This is a genomic window from Mycolicibacterium agri (genome assembly GCF_002553505.1).
In the GTDB taxonomy this organism is placed as follows: domain Bacteria; phylum Actinomycetota; class Actinomycetes; order Mycobacteriales; family Mycobacteriaceae; genus Mycobacterium; species Mycobacterium agri.
In genome coordinates this window covers 23,420-45,746 of the sequence record NZ_PDCP01000021.1, presented here as the reverse complement: position 1 = coordinate 45,746, position 22,327 = coordinate 23,420, and the positions used below count along the sequence as shown (strand labels likewise).

Sequence of the window (22,327 nt, the reverse complement as noted above, 5' to 3'; positions counted from 1 at the left end):
TACCACGCAGTTACGACTCGCACTGCGTCACGAAGTCGATCAGTTCCTCGACCCGGCCGATCAGGGCAGGCTCCAGGTCGTTCCAGTCGCGGACCCGGCCGCGGATGCGCTGCCACGCCTTGGCGATGTCGGCTTGGCTGGAGTGCGGCCAGCGCAGCGCCTCGCACACGCCGTGTTTCCAGTCCACGCCCCGCGGAATCGTCGGCCACGCCGGTATGCCGAGCCGTTCGGGTTTGACGGCCTGCCAGATGTCGACGAACGGGTGACCGACGACGAGCGTGTGCGCGCCGCCGGGTCCGCGGCGCACCGCGTCGGCGATGCGGGCCTCCTTGGATCCGGCCACCAGATGGTCGACGAGCACGCCGAGGCGACGGCCCGGGCCGGGGCGGAACTCTTCGACGATGCCGGCCAGATCGTCGACGCCGCCGAGGTATTCGACGACAACGCCCTCGATGCGCAGATCGTCTCCCCACACCTGCTCGACGAGCTCGGCGTCATGGCGGCCCTCGACATAGATGCGGCTGGCCAGCGCCACCTTCGCCTTGGCGCCATGCACTGCGACCGAGCCGGACGCCGTACGAGCGGGCGCCTTCGGCCCGGTTTTGCGCGGCGCGGTCAGGATCACCGGCTTGCCGTCGATCAGGTAGCCCGGCCCGACGGGAAAGGGCTTGCGACGGCCGTGCCGGTCCTCGAGTTCCATGCGCCCGTACTCGACGCGCACCACCGCGCCGACGTAGCCGGTCTGCGCGTCCTCGACGACCATGCCGATCTCCACCGGCCGCTGGGTCGACCTGGGCTTTCTGTGCGGATTGTTGGCAAGGACATCGGAGCCATAGCGATCAGCCACCGGGCGATCGTAGGGGCACACCCCGCGAAGGCCGGAGCGCGACACGGCCAGACCACGCCTCCGCGAGCGCGCACCTAGGTACAGATTCCGGGCCGGAAACCGTACAAGGGTGAGCGCTCGCGCGGGAGAAACAGGGCCAAGGCAGGATCGAGCGGTGACTGATCTGCAGAACTACGGCCCGTGGGCCGTCGTCGCGGGCGGTTCGGAGGGCGTGGGCGCGGAGTTCGCCCGCCTGCTGGCCGCCGCGGGACTGAACCTGGTGCTGCTCGCCCGCAAACCGGAGCCGCTGCACGCGACGGCCGAAGCGTGTCGCCGTCGAGGCGTCGAAGTGCGCACGGTGGCAGTCGATCTCGTCGCGCCCGCAGGCGTCGACGAGTTGTTCGAAGCGACTGCCGACCTCGAGGTCGGGCTGCTCATCTACAACGCGGGCGCCAACACGTGCAGCGAGCGGTTCCTCGACGGCGACCTGGCCGACTTCCAGAAGGTGATCGACCTGAACGTGGGCGCTGCGCTGCGCCTGGTGCAGCACTACGGCAGGCCGATGCGCGACCGCCGCCGCGGGGCCATCCTGCTGGTCGGATCGATGGCGGGCTACCTGGGCTCGGAGCGTCACACCGTCTACGGCGGGGTGAAGGCGTTCGGCCGGATTTTCGCCGAAGGCCTGTGGCTGGAGCTGCGCGACTACAACGTCCACGTTCTGGAACTCGTGCTCGGCGTGACCCGCACGCCCGCGATGGAACGCGTCGGGCTGAACTTCGACGTGCCGGGACTGCGCGTCGCCGACCCGGCCGACGTGGCCCGCGAAGGCCTCGAGCAACTGCCCCACGGGCCTGTTTACGTGGCGGGCGGCAACGCCGACGACGTCGAACGCCGCAACCATCCCGACCGGGCGAAGGTCGTGTTGGGAACGCACAAGATAATGCAGAAGCTGATCGGCGGTGACCGATGATGAGCACGCTCGCCGAACTCGAAAAGCGCTTGCAGCGCATCGAAGATGAACGCGCGATCGAACGTTTCATCGCCTCCTACGGCCCGCTCGTCGACGCCGGCGAGGCCGAGGCCACGGCCGATCTGTGGGCCAAAGACGGCAGCTACGACGTCGAAGGCTGGCATATGCGTAGCCGTGACGACGTCGCGGCGATTGTGCGATCCGATGCCCATCAAGACCTGATCAGCCGCGGCTGTTGTCACTTCCTCGGGTCCGCCGTGGTGACCGTCCACGGCGACGACGCGGTCGCGGTTTGCGAGTCGGTGCTGTTGCTGCGCCGCGACGACGGATACATCGCGGCCCGCGCAGGCGCGAACCACTTCCGGTTACGCAAGAACGCCGGACGATGGCGGATCGTGGAGCGCGTCACCCGCGCGCTCAACGGAAGTGCAGAGCCGCGGGACTTGTTGGCCAAAGGCGTTCTCGGCGCACCGTGACGTCTAGAAGTCAGCGGGATCCGGCCGCACAACCGAACGCGGGGCCAGCCCCAGGCTTCGCACGTGGCTTGCGATCTCGCGCAGGCTCGCGACCCACACGTCGTCGTGGGAGCGCACGTACTCGATGAGGCCGTCCAGCGCCCGTGCCCGCGACGGCCGTCCCGACAGGAACGGATGGTTGGTCAGCACCCACGAAGCACCTTCGGCCCGCATCGCATCGAACTCGAGCTTCCACATCTGGATTGCCTTGACCGGACTCTCGATCAGCCCGCTGCCGCTGAACTCCGGCACATAGCAGTACTGCTCCCAGTCGTCGAGCGCCCACTGAATCGGGATCTCCACCAACCGCTCACCGTCGGGGACCGCCAGCTCATACGGGTGATCGGTGTCCATCAGGCTGCTGTCGTAGAGAAATCCCCTGTCGTGCAACAGCTTCGGTGAGTGCCAGTTCAACTCCCACATGGGCGCCCGGTATCCGACGGGGCGGGACCCGGCGACCGACTCCAATGCGTCCAACCCGCGGTCGAGGATAGCTGCCTCTTCCTGTTCAGTCTTGCCACGCATGGGTTCATGAAGATAGCCGTGGTGTGCGATCTCGTGGCCGTGATCGACGATCGCACGGACCACGTCGGGGTACCGCAGCGCGGTATACCCGGGTACGAAGAACGTCGACGTCACGCCATGTTCGGCAAGGAGTTTCAGCAGCCGCGGCACCCCGGTCAGCGGGCCGTACGCCTGGTGGCTGATCACCGACATCCGGTCCGCGTGCGAGGTGTCCACCCCCAACAACGCCGATTCGGCGTCGACATCGAAGGTGAACGACGCCGCACAGCGGGCCCCGTTCGGCCATGGAACAGGCGCGACCGTCATCCCGTCTCCCGCGCGCGGGCCAATTCGGCCAGGAGTTCGTATGCCAGGAATGCGGCGGCGATGCCGGTCAACTCGGCGTGGTCGTAGGCGGGGGCTACCTCCACGATGTCGGCGCCGACGAGGTTGAGGCCGTCGAATCCGCGCACCAGCTCGAGCAATTCGCGGCTCGTCAGGCCGCCGATCTCGGGGGTTCCTGTGCCGGGTGCGTGCGCAGGGTCGAGCACGTCGACGTCGATGGACACGTAGAGCGGGTGATCACCGATGGCATCCCGCAATTGCGCAATCACGTCATCGACGGTGCGCCTTTGGAACTCGCGGCAGTGCACGACGGTGAACCCGAGTTCGGCGTCGGAGGACAGGTCGTCGGGCGAGTACAACGCTCCTCGAATACCGACATGCGCGCTGTGGCCCGCGACGAAGAGCCCCTCATCGCGGCGCGGCGAAACGGGGTGCCGTGGGTCATCGGTGCGTCGAAATAGGTGTCCCAGGTGTCCAGATGCGCGTCGAAGTGCACCAATGCCACCGGCCCGTAGCGGCGGTGATGGGCCCGCAGCAGCGGGTAGGCGATGGTGTGGTCACCGCCGATCGTGATCAGGCGTGCACCGTCTGCGATCAGCGCGCTGGCCTGCTCCTCGATCTGCCCTACCGCGGTGGCGATATCGAATGGTGTACAGGCGATGTCACCCGCGTCGACCACCTGCTGGCTGGCGAACGGCGACACCTCCAGCTGCGGATGGTACGGCCGCAGCACCCGCGAACACTGCCGAACATGAGCGGGCCCGAACCTGGCGCCGGGCCGGTAGCTGACACCGGCATCGAACGGAATGCCCACCACCGCAACGTCGTAACTCGGCACATCGCCTATGCGCGGTAACCGCGCGAACGTCGAGAAGCCCGCATATCTGGGCACGACGGTCCCGTCGACCGGCTGCACCGGCTGGTGCGCATCCCTTATATCCGGGTTCATGTCCGACACCGTGTGGTCCCTCCGTTGATCTGAATGGTCTGGCCGACGAACGCGGTGAGGTCGTCGCGCGCCAACAGCGAGACCGCGGCGGCGATTTCAGCGGGCCGCCCGATGCGGCCTAGCGGAATTTCACGTGCGTACTCCTCGTGCATCTGCGCCAGCGTGAGTCCGGCGTCGTCGGCGTCGACCTGAAGTTGCGGAGTGTCGATGATTCCCGGCGCGATCGCGTTGACGGTGATGCGCTCGGGCGCGAGCTCACGGCCGAGGGCTTTCGTCAAGGAGATCAGCCCCGCCTTCGAGGCCGAGTAGGCGCTCGCATTCGGCCAGCCGATCACTCCCCACTCGGAAGCGATGATCACGATGTTGCCGCCACCGCGGCGGCGCATCCCGTCGAGGACCGCCTGCACCAGATAGACGGTGCCCGACAGATTGGTGTCGAGAATCTTCCACCAGTCGTCATCGGGGTGCTCCACGAACGGGCCCATGGTCATGTACGCGGCGTTGCACACCAGGATGTCCACTGGCCCACGGGTGCGCTCGATGTCGGCGACCATGGCCGTCACGGCGTCGGGATCGGAAACATCTGCCGCCGCGGGGAATCCACCCGTCCCGCGCACCACGGCGTCCATCCGATGGTCACGCACGGGGCCGTTGACGCCGACGGTTGCGCCCTCTGCGGCCAAGCGTTCGGCGATCGCCGCCCCGATGCCCTGCGTGGCGCCTGTGACGAGGGCGACGCGCCGGTCGTGGCGTTTCGTGGTGTCAGAGGTGATGTCAGAGGTCATGTCAGATCACCGCACCACTGTTCGGCGAGAGCACCTCACCGGTACAGAAACCGGCGTCCTCGCTCACCAGGTACCGGACGACCTCGGCGATTTCGTCAGGACGGGCGAGCCGCCGCGCCGGCAACGTCGACAGGTATTCGGTTGCTCGCCAGGGCGAGTCGGGCGCAAGCAACGGCGTGTCGGTCGGGCCGGGCGCGACGGCGTTGACGCGGATGCCATGAGGGGCCACCTCGGCGGCGAGGCTGCGCACCAGTCCGATGATCGCGCCCTTGGCCGCGCAGTAGTGCGCCTCTGCGTCGCCGCCGCCAACGGCGAGTTCGGAGGTGATGGCCACAATAGCGCCTCTGCGACGGTCGATCATCGACGGCAGGGCGGCGCGTGTGACGTTTCGCAACCCCCCGAGATGCACTCGCAGCATGCGGTGCAGTTGTTCACGGGTGATCTCGGCGATCGGCACGGACTCGTAGTGCCCCGCCGCGCTGACCACCGCGTCGACCGGCCCGAGATCTGCGGCGACAGTCTTCACGGCGGCCGCAACGGCCGCCTGGTCGGCGACGTCGACGACGTACGGTGCGGCGGCGTTACGGTCCAGTGCCGCAACACGATAGCCATCTTCGGCGAGCGCCGAGGCGATCGCGGCGCCGATGCCGGAGGACGCGCCCGTGACGACGGCGACGCGGGTCATTCTGCTGGCGGTGGTGTGTCAGCCAGGCGTTCCGCGATCGGGGCCTGGATGTTGCGACGCACCGACAGGTAGATGCCCATCCCCACCAACGCCAGCACCACGGTGGTGAGCACGCTGGCCCAGTTGATGAACCAGGGTTGGCCCGGCTGGGTGCGGGGCCACGCGACGTTGACCGTCTCGAAGATGATCCACAGCGACGCGATGTAGGTCACCGGCGCGCCCCACCGCCCGAGGTTGAACGGGCCCGGCCGCCACTTGCCCGTGAGCCGCGCCAGGGCTGCGCCGATCACCGGCACGCCGAACGCGATGTAGAACCCGATGATGTTGAAATTCACCAGGATGTTGTAGAACTGCGTGCCCGCCAGGACAACGAAGATGACCGCGACGAGCGCGGTCATGGCGATCGCGTTCACCGGCAGCCGCTCCGCTCCGGCCAGTCTGCCCAGCACCTTCGAACCCGGCAGGCTGCCGTCACGGGCCGCACCCCAGATGCACCGCGACACCGCGGCCTGCACGGCCAGAAAGCTGGACACGAAGCCGATGACGAACATGGCCAGCAGCGGTTTGGTCACGCCCGCACCGAGGTGCGCAGCGAGGGTCTCGGCGACGACATCGCCGGACTGCGAGGCCACGACGCCGGGCAGGTCGGGAATCGAAAGAATAAGCGCTGCAGCAGAAAACATCACGACCATCCCGACGAGGAACAGCGCGAGAATGATCGCCTTGGGGACGTTGCGTTCAGGCTCGTCCACTTCCTCGGCCACCGAACCGGCGGCCTCGAATCCCAAAAACGACCATCCGACGTAGGCGATGGCCAGCAACATGGGGCCCGATGCCCACGATGCCGCGTCGGGAATGCCCGCATTCGAGAACAGCACCGAGAACGGGTTTTCCCGATAGAACAGCAGCAGCACCAGGCCCAGGCCAACCGAGCCGATGACCTCGCAGGTGAGGCTGGCAATCACCATCGCTTTCAAGACTTTTCGTCCGACCATGTTGATGCAGGTGCCGGCCAGGATGATGGCGATCGCCACCGTCGCGATCTGCCAGCGGCCGGGTTCGGCGACGCCGAAGATGTTGAGCAGGAAGCCGCCTGCCGCGTACGACAGCGTGCCGAGTGCCAGCGTTAGGCCCCACATGTACGCCCACGCCGCCACCCAGCCCCATGTCGTGCTCTGGACGTGGCGCGACCACTGGTAGACGCTGCCCGCATACGGCCAGCGCGATGCCAGTTCCCCGAACACGGCCGCCACCATTAGCTGGCCCACCAGCACAATCGGGAAGGCCCAGAAGAACTTCGGCCCTGCCGCGAACAACCCGAGGGTGAAGATCGCGTACACCGCCGCGATCGGTGACACGTCGGCGAATGCCAGCGAAAGCGCCGAGCGGAAGCTGAATCCGCGCAGCAGACGTTCCGGCGCGGGTTGTCCAATGGTGGTCGTATCCGTCGTCTCAGCCATGTCGGCTCCCGTCGCTAAGAGACATACCAGCGGCAACTTTGGGCCGGTCGGGCGCGAAACGGAATACGCTTACGGTATGAATTTCAGGCGACTATTCATACGCTCATCTAAAGTGGATGGGCGCTCGGCTCGATGACACCGGCTCGGGAGCCTGAGTCGATGTGCTCGACCTGCTCATTTACGTCCGATGCGGTGTTGAGGCGGCGCCGTAAACGCATGTTTCGATCAGGTGACTGATGGCGTATCGGGTTCGCGATCTGCTCGAGACCCCGCATCTGCGGCTCACGCTGAAGGGTGGCGGTGACGGCCTTGACACGCCGGTGACGTGGGCGCAGACCTCCGATCTCGAGGAGCCGTGGAGCTACCTGGCCGGCGGCGAGTTGTTGATGAAGAACGGACAGACGCTGCCTGAATCCGTGCGCGGCCAGACGGCGTTGATCCGCGGGGCTGCGGAGAACGGCATCTGCGGCATGGTGATCGGGCTGGACGCCGCCACCCCGGAACTGACCCCCGAGGCGGTGGCGCTGGCCGACCAACTGGCCTTTCCGCTCATGGTGGTGCCCTATTCGGTTGGCTTCTCCTCGATCGGGCGGGCCGTGGCCGACGCTGCCGGCAGCGGGCGGATCGCCGTAACCGAGCGTGTCTACAACGTGATCCGCCAGTCGATGGCACATCCCGCGCCCGCAAATGTGTTGGCACAGCTGGAGCGCGACCTGTCGTGTCGGATCGCGGTTCTCGACGCCGCCACCGGCGCCGTCGCACTGGACGCCTCGGATCCGCCGCCGGACGACCTTCGGGATGCGATCGTCTCCGAGATAGCGCACCGCCGCGGCGCGATCCCCGGTGTCCTGCACGTGAATGCCGCGCAACAGCGCGCCCTCGTGGTCGAGGTGCCCGACGAGCAGCCGACGGTGTTGTCCACGTACGCGTTTCGCGGCCCTTCGACAGAGTTGGTTCATCTCCAGCACCTTGCGTCCGCGGTTGCGGTGCTGCTGGCGCAGCAGAATGCGCGCCGCGAGCACGACCGGCGCATCGGCGCCGAGGTGATGAGCCAGCTGTGCGACGGCAGGATGAGCGACCGCGAGGGCGACCGAGAACTCGGCGAACGTGGAATCGACGCGGTGACAAGCTGTGTGGTTGCCGCCGAGGGCGTTTCGGCGACGGCGGAGCGCCGGCTGCATCTGGGCCTCGGCCGTCGCTCGGTGCCCCACCTACTGCTGCGCCGGGGTGAACTGCTCTACGCCCTGATGCCCGTCACCGACACCTCGCTCGAGGTGCTCGAACAGCGGCTCGGCGACCAGGCCACCCTCGGCATCAGCGAGCCGCTGGGACGCCCGTCGCGCGCTCCGAATGCGGTGCGTGAGGCGACGTGGGCGGTGCGCCTGGCCGTCAGCACCTCGCGGCGAACTGCGCGGCTCGCCGACGCCCGACTGTTCTCGGCGTTGGGCGATCCGGAAGACGCGCGCGTCGTCGTCGACAGGGTCTTGGGTGTCCTGATCGACTATGACGCAACGCATTCCAGCGAGCTAGTCACCACTCTGGACACCTACCTGCGATGTGAACGTTCGTGGTTGCGCACCAGCAGGGAACTCGGGGTACACCGCCAGACCGTCGTATACCGCATTCAGCGGATCGAGGAGATGACCGGCAGGCGCATCGCCGACACGGCGACGCTGGCCGAGTTCTGGTTGGCCCTGCGCGCCCGAGACCTGCTCGCCGTTCCCGACTGACGGCGCTACCCGAATTCCTCGTCGATGATGGCGACGACGCGCTCAACCAGCCATTCGGTGAGTAGCTTGCCCACTTCGGCGCTGGCGCCCATCGGCGAGGACAGCGAGCCGCTCGCGGTCGACATGCGGGTGTCGATCGGCAGCACGTCATGATTGACCACGCGTTGCGGGGCGTCGGGCGCCATCCGGTCGGTGCGCACCGCGGACTCGTCATGATACATCCACAGCGACGTCTCGATGACGGCGGCATGCTCGAGCGCCAACCCGGGAAAACCGTCAGGCCACAATATATTTCGCCGCTCAGACGTGAATTCGGGAAATACATCCTCGACGACGACGACCTTGAGGCCGGGATGCCGTTCCGACACGAGGAAAGCCGGCTCGTAGACGAATCCGGTGTTTTCGAAATGCCAGTTGTAGAGCACGATGTTGTTGAAGCCGCCGCGCTTGAGCTCGCTGAGGATGTCTTCGAGCACACTCATGAACGTCGTGGCGCGCAACGAGATCGTGCCGGGAAAGTGCTGTCCCCCTCCGCTGCCCGGCCGGCTGCGGTAACCGAACGGCACGAACGGGCCGACGACGAAGTCGCGCAGACGGGCCGCCTCGCACAGCACCCGCTGCGGCAGCACCCAGTCGGTGCACACCGGAAGATGGCGGCCGTGCTGCTCCGTGGCGCCGATCGGTATCGCGACGGGAAGGTCGGCGGCCGCGGCGGCGGAGATCTCCTCCCACGTCATATCCTGATAGACCCGCGGCCCGGCGTCGGCGCTCATTTTAAACTCTCCTTCCATGAACGGCTTTCGGCGCCGTCCGCGATTGACATTCCGGTTGCCAAGGTTTTCACGCGATCGGGTCCAGCCCCCGCTCCGACACGTCGTGCGGCACGGCGGGCGCAGGTCGCGGCGACCACCGCTTGGAACCGGCCCAGGCCGCCAACGCTAGCGCGATCAGCACCACTTCGGCGACAAGGTACTGCGTCTCCTGGGTGGCCAACGCAATTCCGGTGAAGACGATCACCGCCACCGGCGGCAGCGGCCACAGCGGCATCCGGTACGGCCGCGGCTCGTCGGGCATCGACCGCCGGCTCCAGAACGCGGCCATGCCGATGCAGAAGTACACCGCCGCGATCACGGTGCCCGCGAAGATGATCAGGAAGTTCAGCGCGGAGGTGAACACCAGCACCGCGGCGGGTACCGCAAGGCACATGATGCCTGCGCCGGGCACATGGAACCTGTTGATGGAACCGAGCACCCGGTTCACCGCTGCCGGCCACATCGCGTCACGGCCGGTGGTGTAGACGCCGCGCCCGAAGTACATCAGCAGGGACACCATCGCGTTGAACAACGCGATCGCCACACCGATGTCGACGATGATGCGCGCCCTGTCGCCCAACGATGCCTCCACCGAGTACACGACGGGGGCAGGGGCGCTGAAGAACTCCTTCAGATCGGGCGCAGCGATCAGCGCCGAGATCAGCGGAACCATGATCAGCACGCATGCCAGCACCGCCGAGATGATGACCGCCTTGGCGATGTTGCGCTCGCCGCCCTTGAGTTCTTCGGAGAAACCCAGCGCGGCGTCATAGCCGTTGATCACATTGAACGCCGGGGCCAGCGTCGCCAGCATCACGGCGAAACCGACCGCGACGAGTTCGCCGTTGCTCAACACCGTGGGATGAAAGGTGACCTCGGCGAGGTTCTGATGCGGATGCGCCAGCGCCGCGACCGTGACGATGCCGAGCACGATGCACTCGACGATCACCATCGCCCCGGTAGCCCACGCGCCGACCTCCACCTTGGTCAGCGCGATCGCCGTTGCCAGCCCTAGCAGCACGACGGCAACCACAGTGTCGGGAAAACCCAAGCCCGGAAACAGGTCTCGCAGAAAACCCACCATGCCGAGGGCGATGCTCGCCGGGATCACGATCCCCTGGATCAGGTAGTTGAACATGGTGATCCACGAGAACGGTCCTGGAAGCACCTTCCGCACCAACGAGTACATGCCGCCCGCGATCGGGAACATGCCCGCCAACTCGGCCAGACACAGCGAGATCAACACGACGACGGCCGACAGGATCAGGCCCGCGCCGATCGAGAATGTGCCGCCGATGACGAACACCCCGGCCGACAGGAACAGCACCGCCATCGTCGGTGACACGTCCGCCATGGCGAGCCCGACGACCTCCGGAATGTTGAGTCGACGGACCAGTTGTTGCGAGTAGCCCAGCTGCTCGAGGCGCGAAGACGGTGGCGGCGTTGAGGATTCGCTCATCAGGATTCTCCGGTTGTGTGCGACGGTGGTGTTGCGACTCCGATGGATCCGGCGGACACGCACGAGGTGCGACCGCCATCGGCGACTAGATGGGTGCCGGTGATGTAGCCGGCGCGCTGCGACAGCAGAAAGACGACGGCCTCGGCGATCTCGGCGGGCTCGGCGATGCGCTGCATGGCGACGCTGGCGGCGTTGTCGGCCAACTCCGCGTCCGGATCGGCGGCACCGTCGAACTCGGCGAGAAACATCGGCGTCTTCGTGGTGCCGGGGCACACCGCGTTGACCCGAATTCCCCAGGAGGCCAATTCGGCTGCGGCGCTGCGGGTCATGGCCAGAATCGCGCCCTTGGTGGCGGTATAGGCCACATAGCCGGCCTGCCCGATGAGGGCCAACTCGGAGGCGGTGTTGACGATCGCGCCCGATCGTCGCGGCTGCATCACCCGCGCCGCCTCGCGCAGCACGAAAAACGTTCCCGCGAGATTGGTATCCACGAGTCGGCGAAACACCTCGTCGCTGGTGTCGACAAGGGGGGAAACCACTGAGATCCCCGCGTTGTTGTGGACGGCGTCGATCGGGCCCAGATCCCGTTCCACCCGATCGAATGCCTCTCGAACGGCGGCGGAGTCGGCGACGTCGGCGGCGACTGTGACAACGCTGCCGCCACAACCGCGGACGCGAGCCGCTGCCGTTTCCAGGTCATCGCCGGGACGGGACAGCAGCGCCACGGCCGCGCCGTTGCGCGCGAGGGCTTCGGCGCTGGCCAATCCGATGCCGGAGGCCGCGCCGGTGACCAGCGCGACGCGGCCGCTCATCTCAGCCATGTTGACCCCGCAGCCACTCGATCTGGTCGACGATGCCGCGTTCCAGCGACCACGACGGCGAGTAGCCGAGATCGCGCTTGGATGCGGTCAAGTCGTAAGGGCCTTGGCTGTCCCACTGCGGAAGCAGACCCGGGCCGATCTCGTAGCGGCTGCCCGGAAGGTGCCGCTCGAGCAGTTTCGCCGTTTCGGCCACGGTGATCTGACGCCCGCCCGAGACGTTGTACACCGGCTGGGTCAGGGTCGAGGCTGTGGCGGCCAGCCGCGCCGCGGCGGCCACGTCGCAGACGTGCACGAACTGGAATGGGTGATCACCGCCTGCTTCGAGCCGGAAGGTTTCGCCGCGCAGGCCGGCGCGAATCATGTCACCGAGCAGGCTCGGCATCCACAAGCCGGGGCCGTAGATCTCGGTGATCCGCAGCGACACGATCTCCATGTCGTAGAGCGAGTTGTAGACGGCGCCGAACATTTCACCGGCGACCTTGGTGACCCCGTACGGCGTGGTCGGTCGCGGCGTGACGTCCACCGTCACCGCGACATCGGTCGGCAGATTACCCAGCGCGCATTCGGAGGAGAAGTTCACGATGCGGCGCACTCCCGTCGCTCGCGCGGCTTCGTAAACGGCAAGGGTGCCTTCGGCATTGGCCTTGAACGTCGTCCACGGCAACTCGACGGACACGCCGGGATGACTCTGCCCCGCGGTGTGGATGATGCGGTCGACGCTGTGGCGGTTCAGCGTCTCGGTCAGACGCGGAAAGTCGAACAGTTCGCCCTGAACCACGGTCAGGCCGTCTCGGTCGTCGACCGCGAAGTCGCGGTTGTAGCTGACGACCTTGACCCCGTCGGCCAGCAGCTGGTCGACCAGCTGGCGTCCGACGAAGCCGCGGCCGCCCGTTACCAGAGTGGTCATCTTGCGCTCCTGAGATCGACGTCGAGATCGAGGTCGCCTCAGCATGCAACCGCTGCTGGCCATCAGCAACGGACGCGATGTCACATATTTGCGGCGTGTTATGGGTCACAATGTCTCATGGCCCTGATCCTTCGCCATGTCCTCGAGCACCCGCTGTTGCGGCCCGCCCGCCCGTCGGTGCTCAGCGGCCACGATCACCTCGACCACGCCGTGCGCTGGGTGCACACCGCCGACCTCTACGACATCGCTCCCCTGCTGCGCGGCGATGAACTGCTGTTGACCAACGGCGTCGGACTTGTCGGCGTCGACGAAACCGCGCGTCGGCTCTACGTGCGCAGGCTCGCCGAAAGCGGCGTCGCCGCACTGTGTTTCGAGGTGGGCAGAACATTCGCGAACGTTCCCGACGAAATGGTCGACGAGGCCGTTGCGGTGGGGCTGCCGATCGTCGAACTGCAGCCGGTGCTGCGCTTCACCGAGGTCGCCGAGGCCGTCAACAGCGAGGTCATCGACCGCTCGGTCGCCCGGCTGCGCCACGCCGACGAAATCTCCCGCGCCCTGTCCGAGGCGCTGGCCCGCGGCGCATCCCTCGAAGAACTCATCGACCACGTCGCGTCCGCGCTGGGCACCTGGGCGCGGCTCAGCGACTACGCAGGCCGGGTCGTCGTCGCTGCGGGCCGCACCGAACCGCGCGATGACGAGCCGACCTCCGAGGCGCCCGTGCTCGTGGAGGGCACGGCGTGGGGCCGGCTGACGGTCGGTACGGCCGGGATTCCCGTCGGGCTGGTCGAGGCGGTGATGGATCGCGCGCCCACCGTCTTGGGCCTGTGCCTCATCCGCGAACAGAAGGACGTCTCCGCGGGTTTACGCGCACAGCAGGTGCTGCTGCACCACCTCGTCGCCAACGAACCCACCGACCTCCGGACCCTCGAGTCGCGGCTGCTGGCCGCAGGCGTGGCAACGTCGGATCACCAATACGCGTGTATCGCAGTGGATCCGACGCGAGTCGAATCGGGCGCGCGCATCGTCGACGCGATCGTTGGCAGCGTCGGTTACGGCGTGTTCGGCCTCGTTGACGGTGTGCTGTGCGGGCTCCTGGCCCGACCCGACGAGGCGGTGGAGCCCAATCTCGCCCATTCCGTGCGTCATACGGCGCTGGCCGAACTGTGGCCGCAGTCGCGGCTCTGCGCGGCCGTCAGCCGCACGGTGCGCGATGCCGCCGAGCTTCCGCAGGCGATGGCCGACACCCGCGCCACGTTGAGCCTCGGGCAGGACCTGCGCATGACCCAACCGGTGATCAGTGTGCAGGCACTGGCGCTGGAGCGGCTGCTGACCGCGCACGGCAATCACGACGCCACTCGGCAATTCGTCGAGGATCAGATCGGCGTGCTCGTCAAGGCGGACTCCACCAAGCACAGCCAACTGCTCCACACTCTCGAAGTGCTGGCGGCATGCGGCGGAAGCAAGGCGGAGGCGGCCAAACGCCTTCATGTGCGGCGCCAGTCGCTGTACTACCGGCTCAATCAGATCGCCAAGATGCTGGACGTCGACATGGACGATCCGAAGCAGTTGATGACGCTGGCGGTGGCGATCACCGCGAGCCGCCTGGTGCGCTGACGACCATCCTGCTCAGTGGGCCGTCACCTCTTCGATGACGGTGTGCAGGAACCGCATCTTCTCCAGCACCGCAGGTGGGAGCACGAACGGATAGAGGTCGTCCTTGCCCATCGACCGGTTGATCATGTTCAGTGACCAGGCCAACGGCAACCACATGTCGATGATTTGATCGAATCCGCTCGGTCCCAGCATCTTTCGCTCGAAGGTGGCAGCTGCAGGCGCGAAGCCGAACGCTGCGGCGGTGTCCAGCGTGTCGCGGATGTGCAGATAGTGTGCGAAGGTTTCGGCCCAGTCTTCTGCGGGATGCATGGTCGCGTACGAGGAAACGTAGTCGTTCTCCCAATCCGCGGGCGGCCCCTGTTGATAATGGCGGTCCAGCGCGGCCTGATAGTCGGCGTCGGGGTCGCCGAACAACTCGCGGAATCGTTGCGAGTACTCCTGCGACGGGCCGACCAGTCGATAGAAGTAGTAGTGGCCGATCTCGTGACGGAAGTGCCCCAGCAGGGTGCGGTACGGCTCGTCCATCGAGATGCGCAACTGCTCGCGATGGACGTCGTCGCCCTCGGCGAGATCAAGCGTGATGACGCCGTTCGCGTGGCCGGTGAACACCTTCTGCTCCTCGCTGGAGAGCAGGTCGAACGCCAGCCCGTACTCGGGGTCCTCGTCGCGGTCGATGATCGGCAGTTTCAGCTCGGCCAATTCGACGATCAGGCGCCGTTTGGCCCGTTCCGCGGCTGCGAATGCCTCCAGCGCCTTGGTGTCGGCGTCGGGCGGTCGGGTGCGGGTGAGCTCGCACGAGGCGCACAACTTGCGCACCGGGGCCTTCTCGACGAGCCAGTTGCATTCGGCCAGATGCAGATTGGCGCACAACTCGTAGGAGTCGGCGTCGACGAAGCCGGCATGCGATGCCTCTTCTGAAGGTGCGATGACCAACAGCGACATGTGCTCGAGCGAATAGCCGAGCGGCCGTTTGCAGGACAGGCACAGGGAGTTCTCAAACGCCAACCGCTGACCGCAGTTCGAGCAGATGAAGTCACGCATGGACGACCTCGCCCTGATGCGGCACCACGTCGACGGCGACCTCGATGGAGCTGCTCTCGGAGTCGGTGTAGATGATCCCGCGCAACGGAGGCACGTCGGCGTAGTCGCGGCCCCAGGCCACCACGATGTAGCGTTCGTCCACCATCTGATCGTTGGTGGGGTCCAACCCCAGCCACTGATTCTGCGGGGTCCACACCGAGGCCCACGCATGGGTCGCGTCGATGCCGATCATGCGGTCCTTCCCCGGCGGCGGATCGGTGGCCAGATATCCCGAAACATAGCTGGCGGCAAGCCCGTTGGCGCGCAGGCAGGCGATCGCCAGCCGCGCGAAGTCCTGGCAGACGCCCTCCCCGGCGGCCAGCACGTCGCTGACTTTGGTCGACACCGTGGTCGACCCGGACCGATAGGTGAAGTCGGTGTAGATCCGCGTGGTGAGGTCGCGTAGCGCCTCGATCAGCGGGCGGCCGGGGGGAAAGCTCGGTGCGGCGTAATCCCGCACCTCGCCGGTGATCTCGGGTGGCTGCAGGTCAAGGGTGAACTCCGTGGCCAGCGCGCCGTCGGAGCCCACCGGGCGCGAGATCTCCCACGGTGCCAGCGCCGATCCGGCGCCGTATAGGTGGGGCGGCGGTGGATCCACCTCGACCACCGACTCACTGGTGACCGAAAGCCTGCGATGGGGTTCGGTGACGTGGAAGTAGGACGTCACGTTGCCGTAGACGTCCTTGCTCGTGGAGCTGTCGGCGGGCTCGGGGTCGACGCGCAGGCGATGCGACAGGCAGCGTTGGGTGTCGGTGTCTCGGGGCGTGAGGTAGCCACGGCCATAGGAATTGGTCACCACGTCGGAGTACCCGTAAATCGTCGTGTGTGTCACCTGATATCGCCGCGACGTCATGGCATCTCCCGGCGGTGGTCGGGTCCCCACAACGGCTGCATGCCACCGGGCAGCGACAGGTGTGTCGCGGTGATGACCTTGGCGAGTTCGCGGAGGTCGGCGTGCACCCCGTCGAGCAGGTCGGCGAGCGCGGCCCGCCGACCGTCGGTCACGTCGTCCAGATCGGCCGGGTCGACGCGGCGCAATCGAGTGCCGATCTCGTCGACCAGCCGCTCGGGTCGCGACGAACCCGACGAGCCCGGCAGCGCCTTGAGGTCGGTGCGCAGCCGCTCGAACTGATACACCAAAGAGCGTGGGTTGTCGGGGTCCAGCAGCACCAAGTCCGCGACGGCGGACACGGTGAACACGCCGAGGTTGCGCCTGCGGTAGATCACTGACGACTCGCAGGCCACCAGGGTGGACTCGATGACGGTCTGTTCGGCACCGGGGCTGCGGACGGACGTCAACGTCGCGCTCATCAGGGCGGTGAGGGCGAGCCCGCGCTCGATCCGCTTGCCGATGTCCATCATCGTCCACCCGACGTCGCGCACCACCGACTCGGCGGCCACCCCGGCCAACGCGAGCATGCCGGCCAGCGTCTCCGCGTGCGCCGTCACCAGATAGGCCTCGCCCTCGTTTTGGGATTCCGGCAGCGCCCGTCCGCGGTGCAGGACCGCCCGTTCCACCGCCGCCAACACCATCCACGTGTCGTTGGACAGCTGGTCGCGAACCGCGCGCGCCGCCACCGCCAGGCGTTCCACCGACTCCGCCAGCGAGCCCGGGCGGCGCCGGTCGACGGTCAGCGACCACAGCGTCGACTGTGCGGTTGCGACCATCTCGTGGGCATCGTCGTCTGCGCCGTCGTCGGCTCCGGTGATGCGGCCCAGCGCGGACAGCAGCACCGGCACACACTCGCTGCCGTGGGAGTCCTGTCGGTAGTGGAACTCGTGATAGCGCTCGCGGGTGACGGTCAACAGGCGGGCCATGTTCTCGGCACGCTCGGCGTAGCGGCCCATCCAGAACAGATCCGACAGCACGCGCGGCGAACTGACGGCACGGGTCGGGCTCGGCGTCATCGCCGGAAGCTGCGCCGGTGCCGACGTGGGGATCCGCTCGGCCGTCACGCGCGTCGGCGTACGCACCCAGATATCTTTGGCCGCAATGGTTTTGCCTTTGTATGCGGCATTGCCCGTCGCGAGCAGATAGCCGAGCCCGCCGATCAGCGGCGCGTATCCGCCGCGCTGGGCCACCGTGAACAGCCGCATGCCGACGCTCGCCGACGTCAGCCCGACCCTCGAGAAATTGGCTGGCGCCGAGGAGAACTCCGGCAGCTCCTGGCCGATCCACTGCCACGGGTCGGCCTCGATCCGGGCGGCCAACTCGTCACGTTGTTTCGCGCTCAGCATGGGCGCGACGATGGTCTCACCGCCGGTCACGGGTTTCAGCAGTAGCGAGGACATCTTGCTGAGAATGTGGGAACGCTCGGCGTTGATCCCGCCCCAGTACACCGGCGCGGTCTCGAGCAGCGGCGTCTCACCGACGAGCGCCTTGGCCAGTTCCGGCAGGAACCGAAGCAGCCCAGGGCTTTCCAGGATGCCGCTGCCAAGCGTGTTGACCACCGTCACCGCTCCCCTGCGCAACACCTCCACCAATCCGACCACACCGAGCCGCGAATCCGCGCGCAGGTCAAGCGGATCGGCGTAGTCGGCGTCGACGCGCCGCAGCAGCACGTCAACCCGCTTCAACGTGCCGAGCGAGCGCATCCACAGCTGGCCGTCACGCACGACGAGGTCGGCGCTTTCCACCAGCGGAAAACCCAGCACGCTGGCCAGATAGGCCTGATCGAAGGCGGTCTCGGAATGCGTTCCAGGGCTGAGCACCACGACCATCGGCTCGTGCGCGGACTCCGGCGCGACGTCGATCAGCGCCAGCCGCAGCGCCTGCGCCCAAGGCGAGGCGGGTCGCGGCGCGATGCGCTCGTAGAGGTCGGGGATGGCGTGCGCGACCACGCGCCGGTCGGCCAGCGCGTACCCGGCGCCCGATGGCGCCTGCGTCCAGTCGGCGTTGACTCGAAACGTGCCGTCGGCAGCGCGGCTGATGTCGCAGGCATGCATGAAGAGTTGGTGGCGCCCCGGCACCTCGATGCCGCGCGCGGCCCGGACATAGCCCGGGTGCGCGAACAACAGCTGCGGGGGCAGCACCCCACCTGTCACCGACCGGCACGGGCCGTACAGGTCGGCCAATATCGCGTCCAGCAGCTGGGAGCGCTGCACCAGTCCGGTTTCCAGCGTGTCCCAGTCCTGCGCCGAGACCAGCAGCGGCAGGGCGTCCAGCTGCCAGGGCACCGGGGTGCCGTCGCCGTTGGTGTCGGCCTCGCCGTTGGCGCCAAGTGGGGTGTAGGTGATGCCGTCGTTGTCGACGAGATCTCGCACCACCGCCCGCAGCTGTTCCAGGCCGTCGCGACCGCGCTCGCCGACGCATTCGGCCAGCTCGGCCCAGGCGGGCCGGACATTGCCTGCCGCGTCGACGAATTCGTCGTACCGGCTGACGGTGCCGCCGCGAGGATCGAACAACGCCTGCTGGGCCCGCGCGGCGCGGTAGCCGGCCAGCAGGTTGTCGATGTCGTGCGGGTTCGCCACGGATCGTGCCATCACTGCAGAACGGTACGCATCGCCGGTCGGAGGCGTGAGCCTGTCCTCGGTGGCGTTCGGCACAGCGGTCGTGGCGGGGACTGCGCCGCGGTTCGCACCGGTGTAGTACTGCAAGTTGCTGCTGGGACATGCGTCTTCGGCGCTGTGGCCGGACAGCGCGCTGCGCCGGTCGCCACACATTTTCGCGGGACTCTCCCTCTACCGGGGTCTGCTGCTTTACTGTCTGCTGTGTTGGCGACCAGTTCCAGAGGGGGATTTGAACGCTCATGAAGCGCCGGTTCAGCGCCGTAGCCGCTCTCGTCGTCGCCGTCGGCCTGGCCGGCTGCTCGAGTCCACCCAGCGCACTGGGCACAAGTGACGCCCGCGTGCTCATCAACGGGAAAGCCACCAACGCGCTGCAGCCGGTCACCTGCACACAGACCGGCACGAACTGGACCATCGAGACCCTCGAAGAGGAACCCGGATTCACCGCGACGATTCGGCTCGGCGACACCTTGACGCCCGAGTCGGTGACCATCCGCAACATGGGGAACTTCACCGGCACGTTCTGGGCCGACAATCTCGGCAAGGCGCAGGCGCGGGTGAGCGAGGGCGGTTTCAATGTCAGCGGCGAGGCCCAGGGTTCTTTCGCCGACAAACCCAACCAGACCACGACGGCGTCGTTCGACATCTCCGCCGACTGCTGACCGATGGCGTCCTGGGCGGACGGATCCCGGATCGTGGCCGGCCTGCCGGAGACCGGTGAGCCGACGCCGCGCACGTGGCGAGTCCGCAAGAAACTGCTCGTCTGGGAGCGCCCCCTACGCAGGGCCGACTACGAGGCACTGGGCGACGCCGCACCCGACGGCGACATCCTCGGCGCACGGGTCCCCGACGAAGGCGTCAAGTTCGCGCTGATCGCCGACGACCCGGACGTGTACTTCACCACCCCGCACTTCGACGGGTATCCCGCCGTGCTGGTGCGGTTGGCGCGGATCAGCGTCGCTGAGCTCACCGAGTTGATCACCGAGGCGTGGCTGGCGCACGCGCCGAAGACATTGGTCAAGGCATTCCTGGCGAACGACGAATCCTGACGCGGCAACAGAGGATCATCGGACGCATCGCTGACAGTCGCGTCAATTAGCGCCTCTCGCGAATCCGAGGAGGAACCATGCCCGCCACTGATCCCACCTTCTACCGCACCCCCGGCGCCGCCATCACCGCCGCACCCGAACAACTCGCCTATGTCGCTGCGTACGACCCCGACGGCCGGGCCAACGATGCGCTGGCCGTCGTCGACTGCGCCGCCGACTCCCCCGGCTACGGCCGCGTCGTCGGCTGGGCCGAGATGCCGACCGCAGGCAACGAGCTTCACCACTTCGGCTGGAACGCGTGCTCTAGCGCACTGTGCCACGACGGCCACCATCATGATCTCGAGCGCCGCTTCCTGCTCGTTCCCGGGCTACGGTCGTCGACCACATATGTGTTCGACACCAAGCCAGACCCGCGAAACCCCGTGCTGGCGCACACGATTGAGGCCGGCGAACTGGCGGCCAAGGCCGGCTACTCACGACCCCACACCGTGCACTGCGGGCCGGGAGGCATCTTCATGTCGGCGCTCGGCGGCGCAAACGGCGACGACGGGCCCGGCGGCGTCGCACTGATCGACCACGACACGTTCGAAGTGCTCGGACCGTGGGAAAAAGACAGGGGCGAACAGTTTTTCGCCTACGACGTCTGGTGGCACCTGCAGCACGACACCGTCGTGACATCCGAGTGGGCCACACCGTCGATGATCGAGAACGGCCTCAACCCCGAGGACCTGCTCGGCCGCAAGTTCGGCCACCACCTGAATTTCTGGAGCATGTCGGAGCGCACCCTGACCCAGCGCATCGATCTCGGCGACGAGCATCAAATGGTGCTCGAGCTTCGACCGGCGCACGACCCGACCAAGTCTTATGGGTTCGCCGGCGTGGTGATCAGCGTCGAAGACCTCTCGGCCTCAATCTGGTTGTGGCAGAAAGACGGCGATCGTTGGACGGCGGAGAAGGTGATCACCATTGGAGCCGAGCCCGCGGACGCCGACGATCTGCCCCCTGCGCTCAAGCCGTTCGGCGCCGTCCCACCGCTGGTCTCCGACATCGACCTGTCGGTCGACGACCGGTGGCTCTACGTGTCATGTTGGGGCACCGGCGAGCTCAAGCAGTACGACGTCAGTGACCCCTCCCGGCCGCAGGAGACGGGATCGGTCAGGTTGGGCGGCATCGTTGAGCGCAGGCCCCACCCGGCGTCTCCCGACCAGCCGCTGCGCGGCGGGCCGCAGATGGTGGAGATCAGCCGCGACGGCCGGCGAGTCTACGTCACCAACTCGCTGTACGCAGCGTGGGACGAGGTCTTCTATCCCGACGGCGTCGGCGCGTGGATGGCCAAACTCGACGCCGATGTCACCACGGGCGGCCTCGCCGCCGACACCGGATTCTTCCCGCACGGCGACGACTTCCGCGGGCGACGGGTGCACCAAGTGCGCCTACAGGGCGGCGACGCCTCCAGCGACTCCTACTGCTTCGCGGACTGAGTGAGCGCGCCCGCATCGAGACGGCTGAGCAGGCGCTCGGTGGCGCCGCGCATGTGCTTCTCCATCGCCGCGCGTGCCGCGTCGACGTCGCGCCGTTCGATGGCGTCGAGGATCGGCGGGTGCTCGGCGTAGGCGACGCTGGTCGTCTTCGACGCGGCGATGTTGTGGCCGATCCAGGCGAACACGAGCGCGCGGATCCGCTCGAGCATGTTGGCGAGCACGGAGTTGCCGGACGCCTGGGCGATGCGCAGATGGAATCCGACATCGGCCTCGGCAAACCGGTGCGGCTCCTCGATGCTCGCGGTGCGCATCGCGTCGAGCAGCTCGTGTAGGGCGCGGACGTCGTCGTCGGTCCGGTTCTGGGCGGCAAGCCCGGCGACCAGGACCTCGAGATGGCCCCGCGCGTGGATCAGGTCGACCGTGCGCTGCTCGCCGAGCGCGATGCCCCATTCCAGGATCCGCGAGAAGATGCCGGGCTCGGTCCCGCGGAAGTAGGTGCCTGCCCCCTGTCGTATCTCGAGCAGCCCAAGGAAGCCGAGGGCCTTGATGGCCTCACGAACGACGGCGCGCCCGACGCCGAGGGTCTCCACCAGCTGCCGTTCCGACGGGATCCGCTGCCCCGGCTGAATCTCTCCGGAGAGCAGCAGATAATCCAGCAGTCGGCGCACCACCTCGGCGGACACCGGTTCACGGGGCGCAATCTCGACCCTGGTCAGACCGTTCACGACGGCAACACTAGCAGCACTTCTCTAAATTGGTTAACCAGTCAACCGGTTGACAAATCCGACACGGCCTACCTACATTCGCCGCACCGGCCGCATCCACAAC

The 22,327-nt window shown here is 67.2% G+C and carries 20 protein-coding genes and 1 pseudogene; 7 read left to right on the top strand and 14 right to left on the bottom strand.

Annotated features, from left to right (window positions below; translation table 11 throughout):
* Positions 1–10 precede the first annotated feature (10 nt).
* On the bottom strand, positions 11–847 hold the full coding sequence (locus CQY20_RS13685; RefSeq protein WP_097940633.1) for a DUF3097 domain-containing protein: 837 nt from the start codon (positions 845–847) through the stop codon (positions 11–13).
* Between the two features lie 154 nt (positions 848–1,001).
* Here CQY20_RS13685 and CQY20_RS13680 point away from each other — a divergent pair, with 154 nt between their 5' ends.
* Positions 1,002–1,796: an SDR family NAD(P)-dependent oxidoreductase gene (locus tag CQY20_RS13680; protein WP_097940632.1), complete on the top strand. Its 795-nt coding sequence runs from the start codon at positions 1,002–1,004 to the stop codon at positions 1,794–1,796.
* On the top strand, positions 1,796–2,272 hold the full coding sequence (locus tag CQY20_RS13675; protein ID WP_097940631.1) for a nuclear transport factor 2 family protein: 477 nt from the start codon (positions 1,796–1,798) through the stop codon (positions 2,270–2,272). The genes CQY20_RS13680 and CQY20_RS13675 overlap by 1 nt, the downstream gene beginning before the upstream one ends.
* Before the next feature lie 3 nt (positions 2,273–2,275).
* Here the strand turns inward: CQY20_RS13675 and CQY20_RS13670 are convergent, their stop codons facing one another.
* The 5 genes and pseudogenes from CQY20_RS13670 to CQY20_RS13650 form a co-directional block, all read right to left on the bottom strand.
* Positions 2,276–3,142, bottom strand: coding sequence for a polysaccharide deacetylase family protein (locus CQY20_RS13670; protein WP_097940630.1), 867 nt, complete (start codon positions 3,140–3,142; stop codon positions 2,276–2,278).
* Positions 3,139–4,109: pseudogene (gene speB / locus CQY20_RS13665) on the bottom strand (agmatinase). Before speB ends, CQY20_RS13670 begins: the two are co-directional and overlap by 4 nt.
* On the bottom strand, positions 4,106–4,894 hold the full coding sequence (locus tag CQY20_RS13660; RefSeq protein WP_097940629.1) for an SDR family NAD(P)-dependent oxidoreductase: 789 nt from the start codon (positions 4,892–4,894) through the stop codon (positions 4,106–4,108). Before CQY20_RS13660 ends, speB begins: the two are co-directional and overlap by 4 nt.
* Before the next feature lies 1 nt (position 4,895).
* A complete protein-coding gene (locus CQY20_RS13655) occupies positions 4,896–5,579 on the bottom strand; it encodes an SDR family NAD(P)-dependent oxidoreductase (protein WP_097940628.1) in 684 nt (227 codons plus the stop codon).
* Positions 5,576–7,039 carry an APC family permease gene (locus tag CQY20_RS13650; RefSeq protein WP_097940627.1) on the bottom strand — a complete coding sequence of 488 codons (1,464 nt, stop codon included), beginning with the start codon at positions 7,037–7,039 and terminating at the stop codon, positions 5,576–5,578. Before CQY20_RS13650 ends, CQY20_RS13655 begins: the two co-directional genes overlap by 4 nt.
* A gap of 236 nt (positions 7,040–7,275) precedes the next feature.
* Between CQY20_RS13650 and CQY20_RS13645 the strand changes: the two genes are divergently transcribed.
* A complete protein-coding gene (locus CQY20_RS13645) occupies positions 7,276–8,769 on the top strand; it encodes a PucR family transcriptional regulator (RefSeq protein ID WP_097940626.1) in 1,494 nt (497 codons plus the stop codon).
* Between the two features lie 5 nt (positions 8,770–8,774).
* On the opposite strand, the gene CQY20_RS13640 is transcribed toward CQY20_RS13645, so the two are convergent.
* From CQY20_RS13640 to CQY20_RS13625, 4 genes are all read right to left on the bottom strand, one after another.
* A complete protein-coding gene (locus tag CQY20_RS13640; protein ID WP_097940625.1) occupies positions 8,775–9,542 on the bottom strand; it encodes a creatininase in 768 nt (255 codons plus the stop codon).
* 67 nt (positions 9,543–9,609) lie between these two features.
* A complete protein-coding gene (locus tag CQY20_RS13635) occupies positions 9,610–11,040 on the bottom strand; it encodes an APC family permease (protein ID WP_097940624.1) in 1,431 nt (476 codons plus the stop codon).
* Positions 11,040–11,861, bottom strand: a complete 822-nt coding sequence (locus CQY20_RS13630) for an SDR family NAD(P)-dependent oxidoreductase (RefSeq protein WP_234816235.1) — start codon at positions 11,859–11,861, stop codon at positions 11,040–11,042. Before CQY20_RS13630 ends, CQY20_RS13635 begins: the two co-directional genes overlap by 1 nt.
* The gene (locus CQY20_RS13625; RefSeq protein ID WP_097940622.1) at positions 11,854–12,768 is read right to left on the bottom strand and encodes an NAD-dependent epimerase/dehydratase family protein; all 915 of its coding nucleotides are present in this window, start codon (positions 12,766–12,768) and stop codon (positions 11,854–11,856) included. Before CQY20_RS13625 ends, CQY20_RS13630 begins: the two co-directional genes overlap by 8 nt.
* Positions 12,769–12,885: 117 nt before the next feature.
* On the opposite strand from CQY20_RS13625, the gene CQY20_RS13620 reads away from it, so the two are divergent.
* Positions 12,886–14,382, top strand: coding sequence for a PucR family transcriptional regulator (locus CQY20_RS13620; protein ID WP_097940621.1), 1,497 nt, complete (start codon positions 12,886–12,888; stop codon positions 14,380–14,382).
* Between the two features lie 12 nt (positions 14,383–14,394).
* On the opposite strand, the gene CQY20_RS13615 is transcribed toward CQY20_RS13620, so the two are convergent.
* The 3 genes from CQY20_RS13615 to CQY20_RS13605 are packed head-to-tail and all read right to left on the bottom strand — an operon-like array spanning position 14,395 to position 18,945.
* Complete coding sequence (locus CQY20_RS13615; protein ID WP_097940620.1) at positions 14,395–15,423, bottom strand: zinc-binding metallopeptidase family protein; 1,029 nt, start codon at positions 15,421–15,423, stop codon at positions 14,395–14,397.
* On the bottom strand, positions 15,416–16,315 hold the full coding sequence (locus CQY20_RS13610; protein ID WP_097940619.1) for a transglutaminase family protein: 900 nt from the start codon (positions 16,313–16,315) through the stop codon (positions 15,416–15,418). The genes CQY20_RS13615 and CQY20_RS13610 overlap by 8 nt, the downstream gene beginning before the upstream one ends.
* Positions 16,312–18,945 (bottom strand): circularly permuted type 2 ATP-grasp protein, encoded by a 2,634-nt coding sequence (locus tag CQY20_RS13605; RefSeq protein WP_097940674.1) that lies wholly within the window; start codon positions 18,943–18,945, stop codon positions 16,312–16,314. The genes CQY20_RS13610 and CQY20_RS13605 overlap by 4 nt, the downstream gene beginning before the upstream one ends.
* A gap of 266 nt (positions 18,946–19,211) precedes the next feature.
* Between CQY20_RS13605 and CQY20_RS13600 the strand changes: the two genes are divergently transcribed.
* From CQY20_RS13600 to CQY20_RS13590, 3 genes are all read left to right on the top strand, one after another.
* Positions 19,212–19,631 (top strand): lipoprotein LpqH, encoded by a 420-nt coding sequence (locus CQY20_RS13600; protein ID WP_097940618.1) that lies wholly within the window; start codon positions 19,212–19,214, stop codon positions 19,629–19,631.
* Positions 19,632–19,634: 3 nt separating this feature from the next.
* The gene (locus tag CQY20_RS13595; protein WP_097940617.1) at positions 19,635–20,018 is read left to right on the top strand and encodes an MmcQ/YjbR family DNA-binding protein; all 384 of its coding nucleotides are present in this window, start codon (positions 19,635–19,637) and stop codon (positions 20,016–20,018) included.
* Positions 20,019–20,095: 77 nt separating this feature from the next.
* Positions 20,096–21,499 (top strand): selenium-binding protein SBP56-related protein, encoded by a 1,404-nt coding sequence (locus CQY20_RS13590; RefSeq protein ID WP_097940616.1) that lies wholly within the window; start codon positions 20,096–20,098, stop codon positions 21,497–21,499.
* On the opposite strand, the gene CQY20_RS13585 is transcribed toward CQY20_RS13590, so the two are convergent.
* Positions 21,481–22,224, bottom strand: coding sequence for a FadR/GntR family transcriptional regulator (locus CQY20_RS13585; RefSeq protein WP_097940615.1), 744 nt, complete (start codon positions 22,222–22,224; stop codon positions 21,481–21,483). The genes CQY20_RS13590 and CQY20_RS13585 overlap by 19 nt on opposite strands.
* Positions 22,225–22,327 lie beyond the last annotated feature (103 nt).